The sequence below is a fragment of the Amycolatopsis sp. CA-211722 genome (assembly GCF_056828465.1).
Genome location: NZ_CP184752.1, coordinates 7310351 through 7325380 on the forward strand (window position 1 = coordinate 7310351; position 15030 = coordinate 7325380).

The following is a 15030-nucleotide window of genomic DNA, read 5'->3' on the forward strand; positions in this document are numbered from 1 at the left end:
GAAGTAGGATCTCACACGGACAAGGGGCGGCGAAGGTGAATTATTCTCGTTCATGCTCCGCCGAATTCTAATTAGGCGGAGCGCGCAGTCAAGGAGACAGCGCGAAATTCGGCGAGACATGCCCTTTCGACCCGATCGACTCTTCAGGCACTCGCCAAATCACCGATCATCCTATGTCCGAGTCGCCGAGCCCGCAACGCCTGAAATCATCGGCGAATAACCACAAGAACGAAATGCGAAATCCGCTCACCTTTCGCGAATTCCGTCGACGTCCAACGACAATGCCCTTATTTCCCTTTTCCGCACCACCGATCGCGGATAAAGTCTTCGTTGTGACACCCGATCGGTTCCCCCGCCGATCCCGTCACCGAAAAGAAGAAGACCGCGGCACGCTTCGTTTTCACCCATCCCCCGCCCGGAGCGGGCAGTGGTCACAACAGTTCTCGGTCACCGAGGACTCCCGGCCTTGACCGGGGCAGTGCAGGCCGATTCGCGCCCCCATCGCACGGGCCTGCCGGAACCCGAGGAGCCGACGACGATGCACCCCTCATCGTCGTCGGCTCCTCGGCGTCGTCACCGGATCCCGGAACGCGAACCTTCCTTCCCGCGCGTCCGGCCCTCAGCGCGGCACGGCTCACCCGACAGCGCGGTGAGCCGTCCCCCTCTACCTCCGGACCGGATCAAGCGCTGGGCAGCGTCTCTTCGGGCACCGGACGTCCCGCGCGTTCCCAGTCGGCGAAGGTGATGACGAGGCGCTGCCACAGCAAACGATCCCCGATCTCCGCGACTTCCATCCGGGGACACTGCGAATGCTCGTCCCAATGAGTGAGGACCCGGACGCCGGTGTTCGTCGCCTCGTCGACGAACAGGTGCTCGTCGAGCAGCCAATGGATGCTGCGCCGGGTGTGCGTCACCGAGGGCAGGGCCGCGTGCACGATCGCCGCGGCGGCGCGGTGCTCGATTCCGGTGATGAACACCGCGGGCGTCAGCGGGCTCTTGCGGAGGGCGTCGACGAGTACGGCCCGATCGGGCGGGCGCTTCGGAACACGACAGCGTCCGATGAAGGCCGACCGAGCGCTTTTCTCAGGAAGGTTGTTCATACTCGGATATTCCCACTTCCCGCCCGGTTCGGAGGGGGTAAGTGCCATCCGTAGGGACGAACACGGGAAACAGCCGACAAAAGGGCGGCTCTCAGTAACCGAAATTCTGGGTCCAGTACGGCCCCGCGTCGGCCAGGAAATAGACACCTACGCCGATAGTGGTGAATTGAGGGTTGGCCAGATTCGCCCGATGCCCGGGGCTGTCGAGCCAAGCCTGGACGACCGTTCGCGGGTCGACCTGACCGCGAGCGACGTTCTCCCCGCCCGGATGGGGATATCCGGCCGCACGCATCCGGTCGGCCGGCGTGCTGCCGTCGGGCGCGACATGCGCACAGAAGTTCCTGCGGGCCATGTCCTTGCTGTGCCGGCGCGCGGCCGTCCGCAGCCGTTCGTCGGTCTCGAACGGCGGAAGGCCGGACTTCTTCCGGAACACGTTGACCAGCCGGGTCACCGCGTCCTCGTGCCGGGCCTGGTGCGCGGCGCTGCCCACGATCGAGGCGAACGGTGAGTCCCGCTCGGACGGCGCGGCTTCACGCACGGAGGTGCGGACCACCGAATCCACGACCGGCGTGGCCTTCCGGCGCAAAGAGCCGCGCGCGGCGGACTTGCCACGCTTCCGGTTTCGACGACTTTGGGGCATGTGATCCTTCCCGCCCACCGGAGATACCCTCTCCGCAAGCTAACACGAGAGCGCCTCCGCACCCCGCGACCGGCCTCCAGGGTCAGCGGGACCGCCCATTCGGACAGGATTCCGGCAGTGAATACTTCCCAGTAGTAATACTTGGACTTCACCTTCCTTGAAATCCGTGTCGCAAAACAGCGTCATCGCATCCCGAATACGCATTTTATTGACAGGCAGTCAACACTGCTCCCGAACAGTGTTCAACAAGCAACCGGGTGACGAACCGCCACGAACGGGCAGCCAGTTTATCCGAAAAAGCAAACAATATTGCCTTCAGCGGAAACCGAATGGTGAAGTCGATTTTCGAGGGTCAACGGGGAGGAAAGTGACTCCATGCGCGGCGAAGCCGGCCGGGAAATGCGCCGTTATAATCGATCTTCGGTGCTGACCACCCTGTACCACGAAGGTCCGTCGAGCCGGGTGGAACTCAGTGACGCGACCGGCCTGAGCTGCTCGGTGGTGAGCCGGGTGGTCACCGAGTTGCTTTCGAACCGGGTGATCCGGACGGTCGGAGCCGCCGACTCACGAGGAGGACGGCCGCGAATCCTGGTCGAGGTGAATCCCGGCTACGGTTCGGTGGTCGGCGTCGACGTGACCGAGGACAATGTCCAAATAGGTCTCTACGATTTCGCTCTGCGACAGCAAGCGGTTTCGCATTTCCGCGCTCCCGGCAGCCTGTCGGACGTCGGCGCGCTTTCCCAGCGGATCATCGCCGGGTTACGGTCGGTCGAGCGCGCGGCGAAGACGACACGCGGAGCCATCATCGGCGCCGGAGTCGCCGTGCCCGGCCCGATCGGCGTACCCGCCGGCACGGAGCTGGCGACCGAATTGGCCGGGCGCAGCGGCCTGCGCATCGTCCTCGGCGACAACCGGGTGCGATCGCTGGCACGCGCCGAAGGCTGGTTGGGCGCGGCGGGCAAGGCCGGTCGCACAGCGGTCGTGGTGCTCGAAGCCGAGGCACATGTCGTCCTGATCGAGGATCGGCGGATCGAGTGGTCCGGCGATTGGGGCCACACGACCTTGGTCTACGACGGACGGCCTTGCCGGTGCGGTGTGCGCGGATGCGCGGAGACCTACATCGGGGCGGACGGAGTGCTCGAACGCCACCGTCAGCTCTCCGGCGGCACACCGAAGCCGGGTTCCAAGGCGGGCCGCCGTCTCCTGACGGCTCCCCATCCGGAACTCGCCCGCGAGACCGTCGGTTATCTCGGCGCTTCCATCGCCGGAATGACAAATCTTCTGCAGCCCGATCGCGTCGTCCTCACCGGCTGGTTCGGCCGCGCACTGAGCGAACGGCATCTCGACGAACTGCGCGAGAATCTCGCCGAGCGCGCGTTCGGTCCCACGACGATCGAGGCGGGCCTGGCCACGGCCGCCACCGCCCGCATCGGGGCGGCGGCGCTGCCGATCTGCGCTTTTCTGGAGTACGGACAGGATCCGCGCAAAGTCATCCCGCTGGAAGACGGCAGACCCGCCGGTTTTCCCTACGCGGTGCCGTGATCACACTCGTGTCGCGAAGGCGTCTGCGGCGTAGGTCGGAGTGTTGTGAAAGCCACTTTCACAACACTCATGGTTGCGAAAGTGGCTTTCACAACATCACCAGCGCGTGGCGTCAGAGGGCCGTGTCCGGTGGAAGCGGCCACCGGTGCCGCGAGGGCACTCCCGTTGTCCGAAAGATCACCGGTTTCCCTCTGACCGGGGCCGTCGGTCCTACGGTTGGTCTGTCGGCGGAGTTACGGTGATCCTAGGTGTCCGAGCGCCGCAGACGACCACGACGGCCGGTGAACGCGACCCGGACCCGGACCCTGTCCACTTTCGCGTTCGCCGGCCGTCTACGGGTTCCGGTCAGTAGCCCCGGTAGGCACCGCCTGCCGCCATCGCCTGCAGGCCGGGCACCTCGCCGATCGAACCGTAGCGGTCGAGCGCGTACCGCACGCCCGCGATGATGTTGTCCACCGGGTTGTAGATGTCGTCGTGTCCCGGAAGTTTGTGCGCCTCGAACGTCGGGTCGATGCACTGCATGAGCCCCTTCGACGGATGTCCCGCCGCCGCGTTGGAATCCCAGAGATTGATCGCGTTGGGGTTCCCGCTCGATTCGTACTGGATGATCGCCCAGATGTTCGCGATATCCGCTTCGGACACCGGTACGCCGGCGGCTTGGAGTTCTTTGATGGCTTCCAGGATCCACTGGTGGACGTCGCCCGGCGGCATCGTGGCGGGCGGCCCTCCGCTCGTCGTCGCGGGCGCGCTCGCTCCACCTCCGCCTGCCCCACCACCGCTCGTGCTCGGCGCGGCGCCCTTGCGCGAGGTGCCGACGACGGGCTTCCCCACCGCGGAGAAGGTTCCGCCGGTGTGCCGGCTCATCACTTCACGTGATTGCCCGATCGCCGTGTCCGCCTCGGTGGCGAGCCGGTCGAGGTCTTCGCCCGCGGCGCGGGCCGCCGTGGCCGCACGCTCGGCGGCTTCGGCCAGAATCGTGGCGGGCGGCTTCTCCGGCGGCACCGCACCGACGACCTGCCGGTTGACGGCGTCCTGCCGCGCCTCGGCTTTGGCCGCCGCCGCGGCCGCTTCGGTGTCGATCTGCCGGATCTCCCGCCGGGCCGCTTCGACCCGCTCCCCCGCCGAGGTCCGGATGCCGCCGAGCCGCTCCCGGAGCGCTGAGAGATCGTCGGCGACCGAACCGAGGCTGCCGCGGAGCCGGCCGCCGGCACCGGCGAGTTCGTCCACATAGCCGTAGAAGCCCTCGGCGGTCTGCCCGCTCCAGGCACCTTCACGTAGTCCGGTGACGGCGGCGTGAAGCCCGCTTGCGTGGCCATCGAGTCGTTCGGCGGCCTGCCGGAAACTTCGCGCCGTTTCCTCGACGCGCTCCGGTTCGAGGGCTTCGAGCCGCGCGGCTTTCTCCTCGACCGCACCCCATTCGGGTGGCATCGGCGCGGTCATCGGATCTCGTCCAGCCAGGCGTTGCCGACCTCGGGGGTGTCTCGCGGCGGTGAGGCCGGTACAGGATCCGCTGAGGCCGCACCGGTGGCATGGTGCACGACCCGTGCGTTGTCCGTGTCGACGCCCTGGGCCTCCTGGGCGGTCTGCCGCAACTTGGCAGCCGAGCGGTCCAGGTGCTCGATGGCGTGCCCGAACTCCCCGTGCACGCCGGCGTGGAACCCGGAGACCGACGCGTGCGCGCCGTCGCCCGAGCCGAGCCCGCCGAATGGATTGCTCGCACCGGCGCCGTCCCCCAGCAGGGTGCGCGCCCGGTCCAGTTCGTCCCTGAGCGCGGCCAGCCGCTTGCTCGCCGCTTCCATCGCCGCAACGTCGTACTGGACCACGACCGTCTCCTCCGGACTCGTTCCTCGGCTGAGGTTCCCCCGGTGGCGGCCGGCACAAGGGCCGTGTGGCGGCGGAAGCGTCCTTCGGAGGGAAATCCTCCGCTGATCACGAACGTAGGGTCGATCAGTGACGGCCGCGCAGCACCGTCTCGACGTACTCGCGATCAGTCGACGGAAGCCACCAGGATTCCCACGGCGGGATGAGCCAGCCCAGTTCGGTGGCGGCGTCGCGAACGACCTGCACCGCGCGGGCGATCGCGCCGTCCGCCCGATCCGGCCGCCACAGCAGCGAGAACGGGTACAGCGGGACGGGGTCGACCACCGGGATCACGACGACACCGTCGGGCACCGGTGCGGTCAGCGGAGCGATGGCGGGCAGACCGTAGGCCAGGATCGCCGCGTTGGCGGCGCTGCGTCCGTGGCCATGCAGCTTCTCGGCGTGGGTCAGGCCGAACTCTTCGGCGAGCTCCACGTTCCAGTTGTGCCAGTCGAGCGCGCGATCGGAGGTGTGGAGCAGCAACGGATGCGCCTGCAATTCCCGCATCCGGAGTTCCGCGCGGCCTTCCAGCGGGTGGCCCTCCGGCACGACCAGACCGTGCGGCTCCAAGCGCACCAGTTCGTGCTGGATCGACTTCGGCAGCACCATTCCCGGCCAGTTCACCCGCCCGAACGCCATGTCGAGCCTGCCCTGCGCGAGGTCGGGGAGTGCTCCCGCGAGCCCTTGTCCTTGAAGGACCTCGAGGGGCTGTCCGGACAGCCGTTCGCGAAGTACCTGTGCGATCGCGTTGGTCACCAGGCCTTCGGTGATCACGTCGATCCGCAGCGGCAGTGCCGTGCGCCCGAGCGCCGTGACGAGGTCCTCGGCGTCGGCGAGCAGCCTGCGTCCGCGTTCCACGAAGACCGCGCCCGCGTCGGTCACTTCGACGTGCCGGCGGTCGCGGATGAACAGGACCACACCGAGCCGCTGTTCCAGCTGGCCGATCTGGGCGGACAGCGTCTGCTGGGCGATGAGCAGCCGGTTCGCCGCGCGCCCGAAGTGCAGTTCTTCGGCCAGTGCGACGGCGTATCGCACCAGCCGCAGGTCGAGGTCGGTCACCGGGTGACAGTATCCCGCTGTCAGAGACGGCTACAAGAAACGCGCCCGGCGGCGGATCACTCGATCGGATGACAATCCTTCACTTCGGCGGTCCGTGCGGGAAACCCCTACGTCTCGTCCCGGCGCTCGACGCGCTTTGTGCGGCTTCGCATCATGGCGGAACGAGAGAACCGGAACGCGCGCGAACGTCCGTTCGCGGTGCCCATACCGGGCCCGGCCGGACGGAGCATCCGATGACCATGTCCTGTATCGACGCGCCCGCGAACGGCACGAACGCCGAATTACTCCGCCTGGCGCGGGAGGCCCGGCTGGACTTGTCACGGCCGGAACGGGGGGCCCGGACGGGGCGGGCCGTGAACGAACTGCTGCGCCTCGTGTACCCGAAGATCGTGGCGTACTGCCGGATCCGGCTCGGCCCGGACACCTATCGGATGTGCACCGCCGACGACGTGGCCCAGGAGACGGCGATGGCCCTGCTCACCGCGTTGCCCCGGTTCCACGATCAGGGCACGTCGTTCCTGGGCTACGTCTACCGCATCGCCGAATACAAGGTCGTCGACGCCCGGCGGCGGCACCAGCGCGACCGGGCGAAACCGGTCGCCACGCCGCCCGAGCGGCCGCAGCCCGGACCGTCTCCGGAGGACCATCTCCTCACCGAGGAGTTCCTTGCCCGGCTGCACGGCCTGCTCCGCTACCTTTCCGACAATCAGCGCAGCGCCGTGTGGCTCAGGGTCTTCGAAGGGCTTTCCGCCATCGAAGCAGCGGAGCGGCTGGATTCCACACCGGGCTCGGTCCGGGTCGCCGTCCACCGCGCCCTGCGCCGGCTTCGACGCCTGATCCCGCCCTCCGACCCGCTGGTGCGAGCGCCACGATGAAACCGGGGTGCCGACGGGAACTCCGGCACCCCGGCCCACTTCATCGGGATCGCGTCGGCGCCCGTCCGGCGACCACGCGGTTGCGCGACACCAGCCGCCAGCCCACGGCGAGCACCACCACGACCACCGGGATGGAATAGAAGGCGATCTTCTCCGGACCGGTCGAGAAGCCCATCAACACCAGTACGAGTCCCAGGAAGCCGAGTGTCAGCCAGCCCGTATACGGTGCGCCGGGCATGCGATACGACGGTTGTTCGATCTCCCCCGCGAGCACGGCCTTGCGCAACCGCATCTGGCAGATGAGCAGGGTGGCCCAGGTACTCACGACACCGATCGACGAGACGGCGACGGCGATGTCGAACGCCTCGGTGGGCACCAGGTAGTTGAGGCCCACGCCGAGCAGGTAGGCCCCGGCGGTGAACAGGATGCCGCCGAACGGCACCTGGCGCTTGTTCATCCGCCCGACGAAGGCCGGCGCTTCACCCTTTTCCGCCAGCGCCCGCAGGATGCGCCCGGTCGAATAGAGCCCCGAGTTGCAGCTCGACAACGCCGCGGTCAGCACCACCGCGTTCATCACGTCGCCGATCCCCGGGATACCGAGCAGGGTGAACACGGTCACGAACGGGCTTTCGCCGCCCCGGTAGGCCGACCACGGCAGCAGCATGGCGAGCAGGACCACCGAACCGACGTAGAAGATCGCGATCCGCCAGACCACACCGTTGATCGCCTTCGGCAGCACCTTCTCCGGGTTCTTGGTCTCCCCGGCCGTGATGCCGACGACCTCGATCGCCGCGTACGCGAAGACGACCGCCTGGAGGGTCATCAACGTGATGCCGATCCCGCTCGGGAAGAAGCCGCCGTGCCCGGTCAGGTTGTGCACACCGGCCGTGGTGTCACCGACCTGCGCGGCCGAGAGCACCAGGCCCGCGCCGACCGCGAGGAAGACGACGATGGCGAGCACCTTGATGACCGAGAACCAGAATTCGAGCTCGCCGAACAGCCGCACCGACAGCATGTTGACCCCGAGCAGCACCCCGAGGGCGATCAGCGCGGTGACCCACTGCGGTACGTCCGGCAACCACTTGTGGACGTAGATCGCCACCGCCGTGATCTCCGCGATACCCGTCATCGCCCAGTTCAGCCAGTACATCCAGCCCGCGGCGAAACCGGCCCATGGCCCGATGAACCGCCGCGCATAGGTGACGAAGCTCCCGGAGGACGGGTTGTGCAGCACCAGCTCGCCGAGGGCACGCATCACGAAGTAGGCCGCGATACCGCACACGGCGTAGGACAGGATCAGCGCCGGCCCGGCCTGGGCCAGCCGCCCGCCCGCGCCGAGGAACAGCCCGACGCCGATCGCACCCCCGATCGCGATCATCTGGACATGGCGATTGCCGAGGGATTTCGAATACTCTTCCTTGCTCTTTTCCCGCACAGCCGGATCCATCAAAATCCAATCATCATCAAAACAGGACGGACATTTTCTTGAGGTTCCACGCGGCAGGGGCCGAAGAACCATTTCTCCACGGCGGGCACATACGCACCAGCAAGGAAAAACAAGCACGCACGCTCGACGACAGCCGCGCCATATCGCCGTCGTCCGGAGTCGGACCGGGCGACTCTACTGAACGGCCGCATTCACTCGAAACGGTCAGAGGAATGCGGTAGGGGAAACCCCCACCAATATCTGGCGACGACGATGCGAATGCACGTGCAGCGCTTCCGCGGAATTGTGTTCATAGAGTTCTCCGGAACATTTCATCGCAACGCTTTCGCGGGAACTCGTCGCGTGCTAAGGCACGACAGCCGCGCCGGGTCACCCCACAGCCGGAACGGGTGACCGCGCAAGTCCGGCGCGAATCACCGCTCCGGACGGGCAAAACCGCAGGCCAGGGCCGGTGCGGCCAGGCCTGAGTCACACAGTCGCGCGCCTGCTCAGGACACCCCTGCGGCTCAAACCCTGTGGTTCGACCACACAGTTCGGCCCCCGAGGCTTCTCGTACCCCCTCGGCAAGCCCCTCACGAGGTAAAAAGTCCCATCGGATGTTCTCCCGGCCCGGGCCCGGTAGCCCGCGAACGGAGACCGATCGACCCAGGAGGAGGCCGCCATGCAGCTCGATATGGACCTCCTCCGCCCCGCCGTCATCACCCTCGAGACCCGGATCCAGCCATGACCGAGCACTCCCTGCGCGTAGACCTCCTCGGCCCTCTGCGGGTCCGTCGAGGCGACCACGAGCTGGATCTCGGACCGGCGCGGCAACAGGCCGTGTTCGCCGTTCTGGCACTTCAGGCCACCGTCCGGCCCATCAGCCGGTCGGAGCTGATCTACGGCATCTGGGGCGAGAACGCGCCCGCCAGCGCGGCCGGGAGCGTGCACACCTACGTTTCGGGACTCCGCCGGGTGCTCGACCCGGGGCGCGCCCGCTGGTCCACCGACGGACCGCTGCTGTCCGGCCCTCAGGGGTACCGGCTGGTGTCGGGATCGCTCGACGCCGACGAGTTCGAGAAGGCGCTCGAAGCGGGCCGGACGGCGGCACGTGGCGGGGATCCGGTGGCCGCGGTCGCGAAGTTCGACGAAGCACTCGCCCTGTGGCGGGGTGAGGCGCTCGCCGGCCTGCCCGGCCCCTTCGCCGAGGCGCACCGCGAGCGGCTGGCCGATCGGCGGCTGACCGTCGTCGAAGAACGCGCTGCCGCCGCCGTGGAGACGAGCTCCTACGCGGACCTCGTCCCCGAGCTGACCGCCGCCGTGCGGGCACATCCGCTTCGCGAGCCGTTGTGGCGCTCGCTGATGATCGCCCTGCACCGCGGTGGCCGCACCAGCGAAGCCCTGGAGACCTTCCACCAGGCACGCCACACCCTCCGTACGGAGCTCGGCGTGCACCCCGGGGACGAGTTGATGTGGGCTTACCACCACATCCTCGACGGTGAACCCGTCCATCTGGCCCGCGAGCAGGAACGACAGGCCTCGTCCCTGGTACGCGTGTGGCCGGAGCCCTCCGCGCGGACGACCCGCCTGCACGGACGTCGTGCCGAGCTCGCCTTTCTGCACCGTCTGGTCGGCGTTCTGCGGGACGGCCACGGGGCGGCCGCCTGGCTGGAAGGCGACGCCGGGATCGGCAAGACGGAACTGCTGTCCACCGGCCTGGACGAACTGGGCGGGCTTCCCTGTCACCTCGTCTGGGCGAGTTTGGGTGAAGCCGGCGCCCCGCGACCTCTCCAGGCCGTCGCACGCGCGCTGGGGACCACTACGGAGGACCTGCCACCGGAAGCCGCGGTGGAGCGTCTCCTGGACCGCGTCGACGAGCTATGCACCGAAGCGCGGCTTGTGGTGGTCCTCGACGACTTCCACCAGGCCGACGAGGCCACGTTGCGACTGTGGCACCGGCTGGCCGCCGCCAGCCGTCGGCTGCCCCTGCTGACCTTCGCGGTCACCCGGCCCGCCCCACAGCGGGACGCGGTCGCCCGGCTGAGGGAGACGGTGGCGCACCGTATCGACGACGTGATCCGGGTGTCGGCACTGCCGGAAACCGAGGTGAACGACCTCGTCGGCGAGCTCGTCGGCGCACCGGCGGGCGCCTCACTGCGACGGCTCGCCGCCGGAGCGGCGGGCAACCCGCGCAGGCTTCGTGAACTGGCCGAAGCCCTGCTGGCGGGTCCGGCGCTGACCGTCGTCGACGGGGTCGCCGAGGTGGCACCGGGGACGACGCTCCCCGAACCGGCCGAACCCGATTCCACGGCGGTCGTCCGCCTGGTCCAGGGGCTCGCCGTCGAGACGCGGGAGCTGCTGCGCCAGGCCGCGATCGCCGGCCAGGAATTCGACTTCGGCTCGGTGGCCGCGACGATGGGAAAGGCCGCGTCACACGTCGTCCCGGCGCTCGCCGAGGCGATGGAAGCCGGTCTGCTCGTCGAAGCGGGCACCAAGCTCGCGTTCTCACGGCCGTCGGTGCGCGCGACCGTTCTCGACGCGCTCGGGACCGAGATCCCCGTCCGGCGGCTCACGGGAAAGACGGCGGCCGATCAGCCCCGGTCGCGCGCCGGGCGGCCGTCGGCGGCGAGCAGGCGGCGCAAGCCGTGCCCCACCGCACCTCCCGGCCTTACGGCGCCTTCGCGGCTTCTCGGATTCGGGATTCCGGACGCGGCCTCGCTCCAGACGGACTCCATGGTGCCTCTGGCCCTCCGCGCCACCCGCACCGCGCTGCGTGGCGGGCACCCGGCGGATCCGAACGGCGAATTCACCGCCGGTCTGCGCGCCTGTCAAAGCTGAAGCTTCCGCGGGGCAGGCTGGGTCGGGGTGGTCGTGAGTGGCGATTCGGGTTCTAACCCGAATCGCCACTCACGACCACCCCGACCCAGCGCACTCCGGCGCCGACACGTTTGCCTTAATAGGTGGGCTTTGTGATCCGGTCGGCCGTGTCCGTGGGTGGCGGTCTCGCGTGACGGAACGGACGACACGCGTGATCAGACGGACGGGACAGGTGTCGTCCGTCTGATCACGAGTGCCGTCCGTTCCGGCCCGGCCCACGCCACTCCCTACGCCCCTCGGCCACCGGTTTCGGCCGCGGTCCCGGGCTCCGCCACCGGTTCGGCTTCGGCCTTCGGGGTCTCCGGGCCCGCCGAAGTCACGGTCACCGGAACGTCCTCGGTCTCGGACTCCGCCGCCGGTTCGGTCTCGGCCGGGGTCTCGGCATCGCTCGACACCACCTGCACCTGGGCCCGGTCCCGGAAGGCCTGCTGGATCTCCTCCAGCTCCTCCTCCGACAGCTCACCGGTCATCCGCAGGAAATCCCCGGTCAGCCGCACCGAGGCCGGCCCGCCCGAGTTGAACAGCACGTCGTACTGGTCCTCCAGCAGCTCGATGAGCCCCGCCAGATCCGTCCGCAACCAGCTCGGCGACACGACCAGGTCCCGGTACGAGCCCGCCGTCGCCACCACCACGCACCGGACGTCGTCCGGCGACTTCATCACCAGCGGACGGCCGTCGCCGTTCATCGCCACGTCCATCAGCGTCCCGCACAACATCGCCTGCAGCTGCTCGGTCTCCGCAGATCCTTCGATCATCAACCGCAACACCGCGTCCAAAGGGTCGGCGGGCGAGTTCTCGTCCGTCGGCCGGTATTCCGGATTGCCGCGGAACTTCCCGACCCGGTTCTCCTCCAGTACCGGCCACATGCCCACCACAGCCTCGACCGGCGGCTCCTGCCCCTCCTCCGACGGGCTCCACGCCGGATCCAGCAACAGCAGCCACTGCTCCGACTCGGGCTCCACGGTCATCGTCTCCTCGCCCACGACCACCCTCACCACTTCCTTTCCCGAGATACCGAGACCGATTCACTCTCAGAGGACCATGTGCCGCCAACCGCCACCCGACCGCAGGGCACGCACTAGCCCGAATGGGGACTTTCCCCCGTGAACGGTCTCGGTGCCCGGGGGCCGGGCGCTCCCCCTCGGACCGCCCGGCCTCCGCGCACCGAGACCTGGAAGGGCCGCTCCGCCAACGGATCGGCGGAGCGGCCCGTACTCGCTTCGACGCGCTATTTGTTCTGGGAGAACTGCTCGCCCATGCTCTTGTCGAGCGCGCGGGCGTTCTCCTCGTCGAGGCCCACGAACTGCTTCGACGCGTCGCGCAGGCTCCCGCAGGTGCTCTCCACACCGTCGGCGGTCTGATGGGCACCCGAATTGGTCTCCTGCGCGGTTTGGACGTAGTTCTTCGCGAACGCCTTGCCCGCCTCGTCCTCGCCCCAGCAGCCGTAGTGCTCGGCGAGTTTGCCGCCCAGCTCGCGCAGGGCCTCCTTGAATCGCGCGGTGGCCGCGGCGAGGTCGCCGTTCACCCGCTCCAGTGCCTCCGGGTCGAGCCGGAATTGGTCAGCCATCGTCACTCCTCACGCCGCGGCGTTTCCCGCCGCCCGGGCATTTCGACACCGAATTCGTCCATTTTCTCGTACATCGGTCCCATCAGGGATTCCATGATCTTCTCCGCATCGAGCTCGCCCGTGGCGAACGCGGCGAGGTCGATACCGTCCTGCGAACCGCCGACACCCATGATCTCGTTCATGCGTTCCAGGCTTTTCGCGCGCCCGTTGCGCAAGGTTTCGAGAATGACGCTGGCCAGCTGGGCCGGCGGCATCGCGCGGTACTTCGATTCGTTGAAGACGAGTTCCACCAGGTCGCCTCGGCCGTCGAAGGTCATCGACAGCGACTGGTCCTTCGCCTTGATGGTCGTACGCTCTTCTTTCCACACGCGGCTCAGCTCGGTGAGTTTTTCGCGTTCGGCGTTCAGATCGGCCATCGCTTTTTCCAGCGCGCGTTCCGAATCGCCCAGTGAAGCCCAATCGCTCATGTCGCTCAGCTCTTTCGTCCATCGATGCGGCCGGAGGAAAGCCAGCCCGGCGTGAATTCGTTCGTGCCCGCACCGTCGTCCAGGGCGGGTGGGATCTCTTCCTTGGGACGGCGTCCCAGCACCGCCGCTCCGGCACCGGAGTCCCAGACCTCGGGCGCGGCACCGACCGGGATGTCCGGATCCCGGCCCTCGGCCCCGGATTCGGCGCCCATCCCGCGGCCCATCATCCCCATCGGCATCATCGGCGCGCCGTGTCCGGTGGCGGCCGGGGCGGGTGCACCGGCGGGCGGGGGCACAGGTGTCACCGGCAGGGTCGCGTCGAGCCTGCTGACCGGGGGCACGGCGGGAGTTCCGCCGCCCGCGGGGGCGGCCGGGACCGGCGAGATCGTGGAACTCCCGGAGGGAAGCGACAGGGGCGCGGTGGCCCCGCCGCTACCGGACGACCCCGAAGCGGGTGCGACCGCCGACGGCTGGGACGGTCCAGGGGCCGGTGTGCCCGCCGAAGCCGTTCCGCCGGCCGACGCGGTCGCGACAGCGGGCGCGCTCGCCGGTGCGGGCGAGGCGGCGGTGGCCACCGCCGGAATCACGATTCCGGATTCCGACGGCGCCGATGACTTCGCGCCGACACCGTCGGGAACCGACGAGGTCGTGCTGACACCCGCCGCCCGCTGCCGGGCGTCCTCCACCGTTCCCGGTGCCGCCGTCGCGTCTTCCTGCTGCACGGCGAACGTCTGCCGGTCCCGCTCGCGTTTCTTGTCCGGGCGGCCACGGCCCAGCGCGCCGACCAGACCGCCACCCATCGGTCCCCGGGCGGTGTCGGCCCTGGCGACGGGCTGATGTGCGGCTTGGGCCGCCATCGGCGCGGACCGGCCCAGCACCGGAGGTCCATGGCCGGTGTACCCGCCGACTCCTCCCCCGACGGCGCCCATCGTGGTACTGCTGCCGCCTCCAGGGACCGCCGAGCCCATCATCGCTCCGGCGACGCCGAGAGCATGGCCGGCTCCAGCGGCCGCCCAGTCGCCTTGTCCGTGCACGGCGGCGTCCGCGCTCGCGGCGGGGTCGGCCGTCGCGAGAACGGGCGACGCGCCACCCGCCGCGGCGCCGCCGCCTCGGACGCCCTGCGCGTCCGCCGTGGCACCGGGCAGGCGTCGTACGAACTCCGGCGGTAGCGGCATGGCCCCGCCGGCCTCCTGGTACGCGGCCGAAAGGTCGTGGACGATCTGCAGGGCGGGCCGGTTGTCCGCCTCGTGCCCGGGTTGAGCCCGCAGCTCCCGGAAACGCTGCTGCGCGACGGTGAGCGCGTCACCGGCACGACGTAACAGCACACCGTGACCGGGACTCTCCATGGTCTGGACCATCTTGTCGACGCCACCGGTCAGCTCGGCGGCGAAGGAGTCGAAGGCTTCGGCGATCTGGCCGTCCCACAGCTCGCTCACCTGCCTGCTCTCTCGCACGATCTCCGCGAAGATGTCGTGATACCGCATGAGCGCACTGTCGAAGGCGGCCGCCTGCTGGTACAGCGCGTCCGGATTCTGTCCTTCGACGAGCTGGGCGAGCTGCTCGAAGTTGAGACCGGCCAGGGCGGGGTCGTCGACGGGGGGCGCGGGCTGGGTCATG

The 15030-nt window shown here is 68.8% G+C and carries 13 protein-coding genes; 3 read left to right on the top strand and 10 right to left on the bottom strand.

The annotated features are described in order from the left end of the window. Window positions 1-680: 680 nt before the first annotated feature. Both ACOCEP_RS34265 and ACOCEP_RS34270 read right to left on the bottom strand, forming a co-directional pair. Window positions 681-1100 (bottom strand): hypothetical protein, encoded by a 420-nt coding sequence (locus ACOCEP_RS34265; protein ID WP_191252944.1) that lies wholly within the window; start codon window positions 1098-1100, stop codon window positions 681-683. A gap of 91 nt (window positions 1101-1191) precedes the next feature. Continuing rightward, complete coding sequence (locus ACOCEP_RS34270; protein WP_191252945.1) at window positions 1192-1740, bottom strand: CAP domain-containing protein; 549 nt, start codon at window positions 1738-1740, stop codon at window positions 1192-1194. Window positions 1741-2115: 375 nt separating this feature from the next. On the opposite strand from ACOCEP_RS34270, the gene ACOCEP_RS34275 reads away from it, so the two are divergent. Further along, window positions 2116-3282: an ROK family protein gene (locus ACOCEP_RS34275; RefSeq protein WP_482333523.1), complete on the top strand. Its 1167-nt coding sequence runs from the start codon at window positions 2116-2118 to the stop codon at window positions 3280-3282. Between the two features lie 345 nt (window positions 3283-3627). Here ACOCEP_RS34275 and ACOCEP_RS34280 read toward each other — a convergent pair whose 3' ends face one another. The 3 genes from ACOCEP_RS34280 to ACOCEP_RS34290 all read right to left on the bottom strand — a co-directional run bounded on the left by ACOCEP_RS34280 (window position 3628) and on the right by ACOCEP_RS34290 (window position 6201). Beyond that, window positions 3628-4722 carry a transglycosylase SLT domain-containing protein gene (locus tag ACOCEP_RS34280; RefSeq protein WP_482333525.1) on the bottom strand — a complete coding sequence of 365 codons (1095 nt, stop codon included), beginning with the start codon at window positions 4720-4722 and terminating at the stop codon, window positions 3628-3630. Beyond that, a complete protein-coding gene (locus tag ACOCEP_RS34285) occupies window positions 4719-5105 on the bottom strand; it encodes a WXG100 family type VII secretion target (RefSeq protein ID WP_093935470.1) in 387 nt (128 codons plus the stop codon). Before ACOCEP_RS34285 ends, ACOCEP_RS34280 begins: the two co-directional genes overlap by 4 nt. A gap of 124 nt (window positions 5106-5229) precedes the next feature. Further along, on the bottom strand, window positions 5230-6201 hold the full coding sequence (locus ACOCEP_RS34290; protein ID WP_482333527.1) for a LysR family transcriptional regulator: 972 nt from the start codon (window positions 6199-6201) through the stop codon (window positions 5230-5232). 233 nt (window positions 6202-6434) lie between these two features. Between ACOCEP_RS34290 and ACOCEP_RS34295 the strand changes: the two genes are divergently transcribed. Beyond that, window positions 6435-7076, top strand: a complete 642-nt coding sequence (locus ACOCEP_RS34295) for a sigma-70 family RNA polymerase sigma factor (protein ID WP_482333528.1) — start codon at window positions 6435-6437, stop codon at window positions 7074-7076. A gap of 40 nt (window positions 7077-7116) precedes the next feature. On the opposite strand, the gene ACOCEP_RS34300 is transcribed toward ACOCEP_RS34295, so the two are convergent. Next, on the bottom strand, window positions 7117-8454 hold the full coding sequence (locus tag ACOCEP_RS34300) for an amino acid permease (protein ID WP_444541934.1): 1338 nt from the start codon (window positions 8452-8454) through the stop codon (window positions 7117-7119). Window positions 8455-9246: 792 nt separating this feature from the next. Between ACOCEP_RS34300 and ACOCEP_RS34305 the strand changes: the two genes are divergently transcribed. Further along, the gene (locus tag ACOCEP_RS34305; RefSeq protein ID WP_482333530.1) at window positions 9247-11340 is read left to right on the top strand and encodes an ATP-binding protein; all 2094 of its coding nucleotides are present in this window, start codon (window positions 9247-9249) and stop codon (window positions 11338-11340) included. Window positions 11341-11606: 266 nt separating this feature from the next. On the opposite strand, the gene ACOCEP_RS34310 is transcribed toward ACOCEP_RS34305, so the two are convergent. The 4 genes from ACOCEP_RS34310 to ACOCEP_RS34325 form a co-directional block, all read right to left on the bottom strand. Further along, window positions 11607-12374, bottom strand: coding sequence for a type VII secretion system-associated protein (locus ACOCEP_RS34310; protein ID WP_482333532.1), 768 nt, complete (start codon window positions 12372-12374; stop codon window positions 11607-11609). A gap of 233 nt (window positions 12375-12607) precedes the next feature. After that, window positions 12608-12946 carry a WXG100 family type VII secretion target gene (locus ACOCEP_RS34315; RefSeq protein WP_093935474.1) on the bottom strand — a complete coding sequence of 113 codons (339 nt, stop codon included), beginning with the start codon at window positions 12944-12946 and terminating at the stop codon, window positions 12608-12610. Between the two features lie 2 nt (window positions 12947-12948). Beyond that, complete coding sequence (locus tag ACOCEP_RS34320; protein WP_125695325.1) at window positions 12949-13413, bottom strand: YbaB/EbfC family nucleoid-associated protein; 465 nt, start codon at window positions 13411-13413, stop codon at window positions 12949-12951. Between the two features lie 5 nt (window positions 13414-13418). Further along, window positions 13419-15029, bottom strand: a complete 1611-nt coding sequence (locus ACOCEP_RS34325) for a WXG100 family type VII secretion target (RefSeq protein ID WP_482333534.1) — start codon at window positions 15027-15029, stop codon at window positions 13419-13421. Window position 15030 lies beyond the last annotated feature (1 nt).

Coding starts and splice junctions, on each gene's coding strand:
- ACOCEP_RS34270 (WP_191252945.1), bottom strand. CDS start 1,740: ATGCCCCAAAGTCGTCGAAACCGGAAGCGTGGCAAGTCCGCCGCGCGC.
- ACOCEP_RS34295 (WP_482333528.1), top strand. CDS start 6,435: ATGACCATGTCCTGTATCGACGCGCCCGCGAACGGCACGAACGCCGAA.
- ACOCEP_RS34280 (WP_482333525.1), bottom strand. CDS start 4,722: ATGACCGCGCCGATGCCACCCGAATGGGGTGCGGTCGAGGAGAAAGCC.
- ACOCEP_RS34275 (WP_482333523.1), top strand. CDS start 2,116: ATGCGCGGCGAAGCCGGCCGGGAAATGCGCCGTTATAATCGATCTTCG.
- ACOCEP_RS34320 (WP_125695325.1), bottom strand. CDS start 13,413: ATGAGCGATTGGGCTTCACTGGGCGATTCGGAACGCGCGCTGGAAAAA.
- ACOCEP_RS34265 (WP_191252944.1), bottom strand. CDS start 1,100: ATGAACAACCTTCCTGAGAAAAGCGCTCGGTCGGCCTTCATCGGACGC.
- ACOCEP_RS34325 (WP_482333534.1), bottom strand. CDS start 15,029: ATGACCCAGCCCGCGCCCCCCGTCGACGACCCCGCCCTGGCCGGTCTC.
- ACOCEP_RS34305 (WP_482333530.1), top strand. CDS start 9,247: ATGACCGAGCACTCCCTGCGCGTAGACCTCCTCGGCCCTCTGCGGGTC.
- ACOCEP_RS34315 (WP_093935474.1), bottom strand. CDS start 12,946: ATGGCTGACCAATTCCGGCTCGACCCGGAGGCACTGGAGCGGGTGAAC.
- ACOCEP_RS34300 (WP_444541934.1), bottom strand. CDS start 8,454: ATGATCGCGATCGGGGGTGCGATCGGCGTCGGGCTGTTCCTCGGCGCG.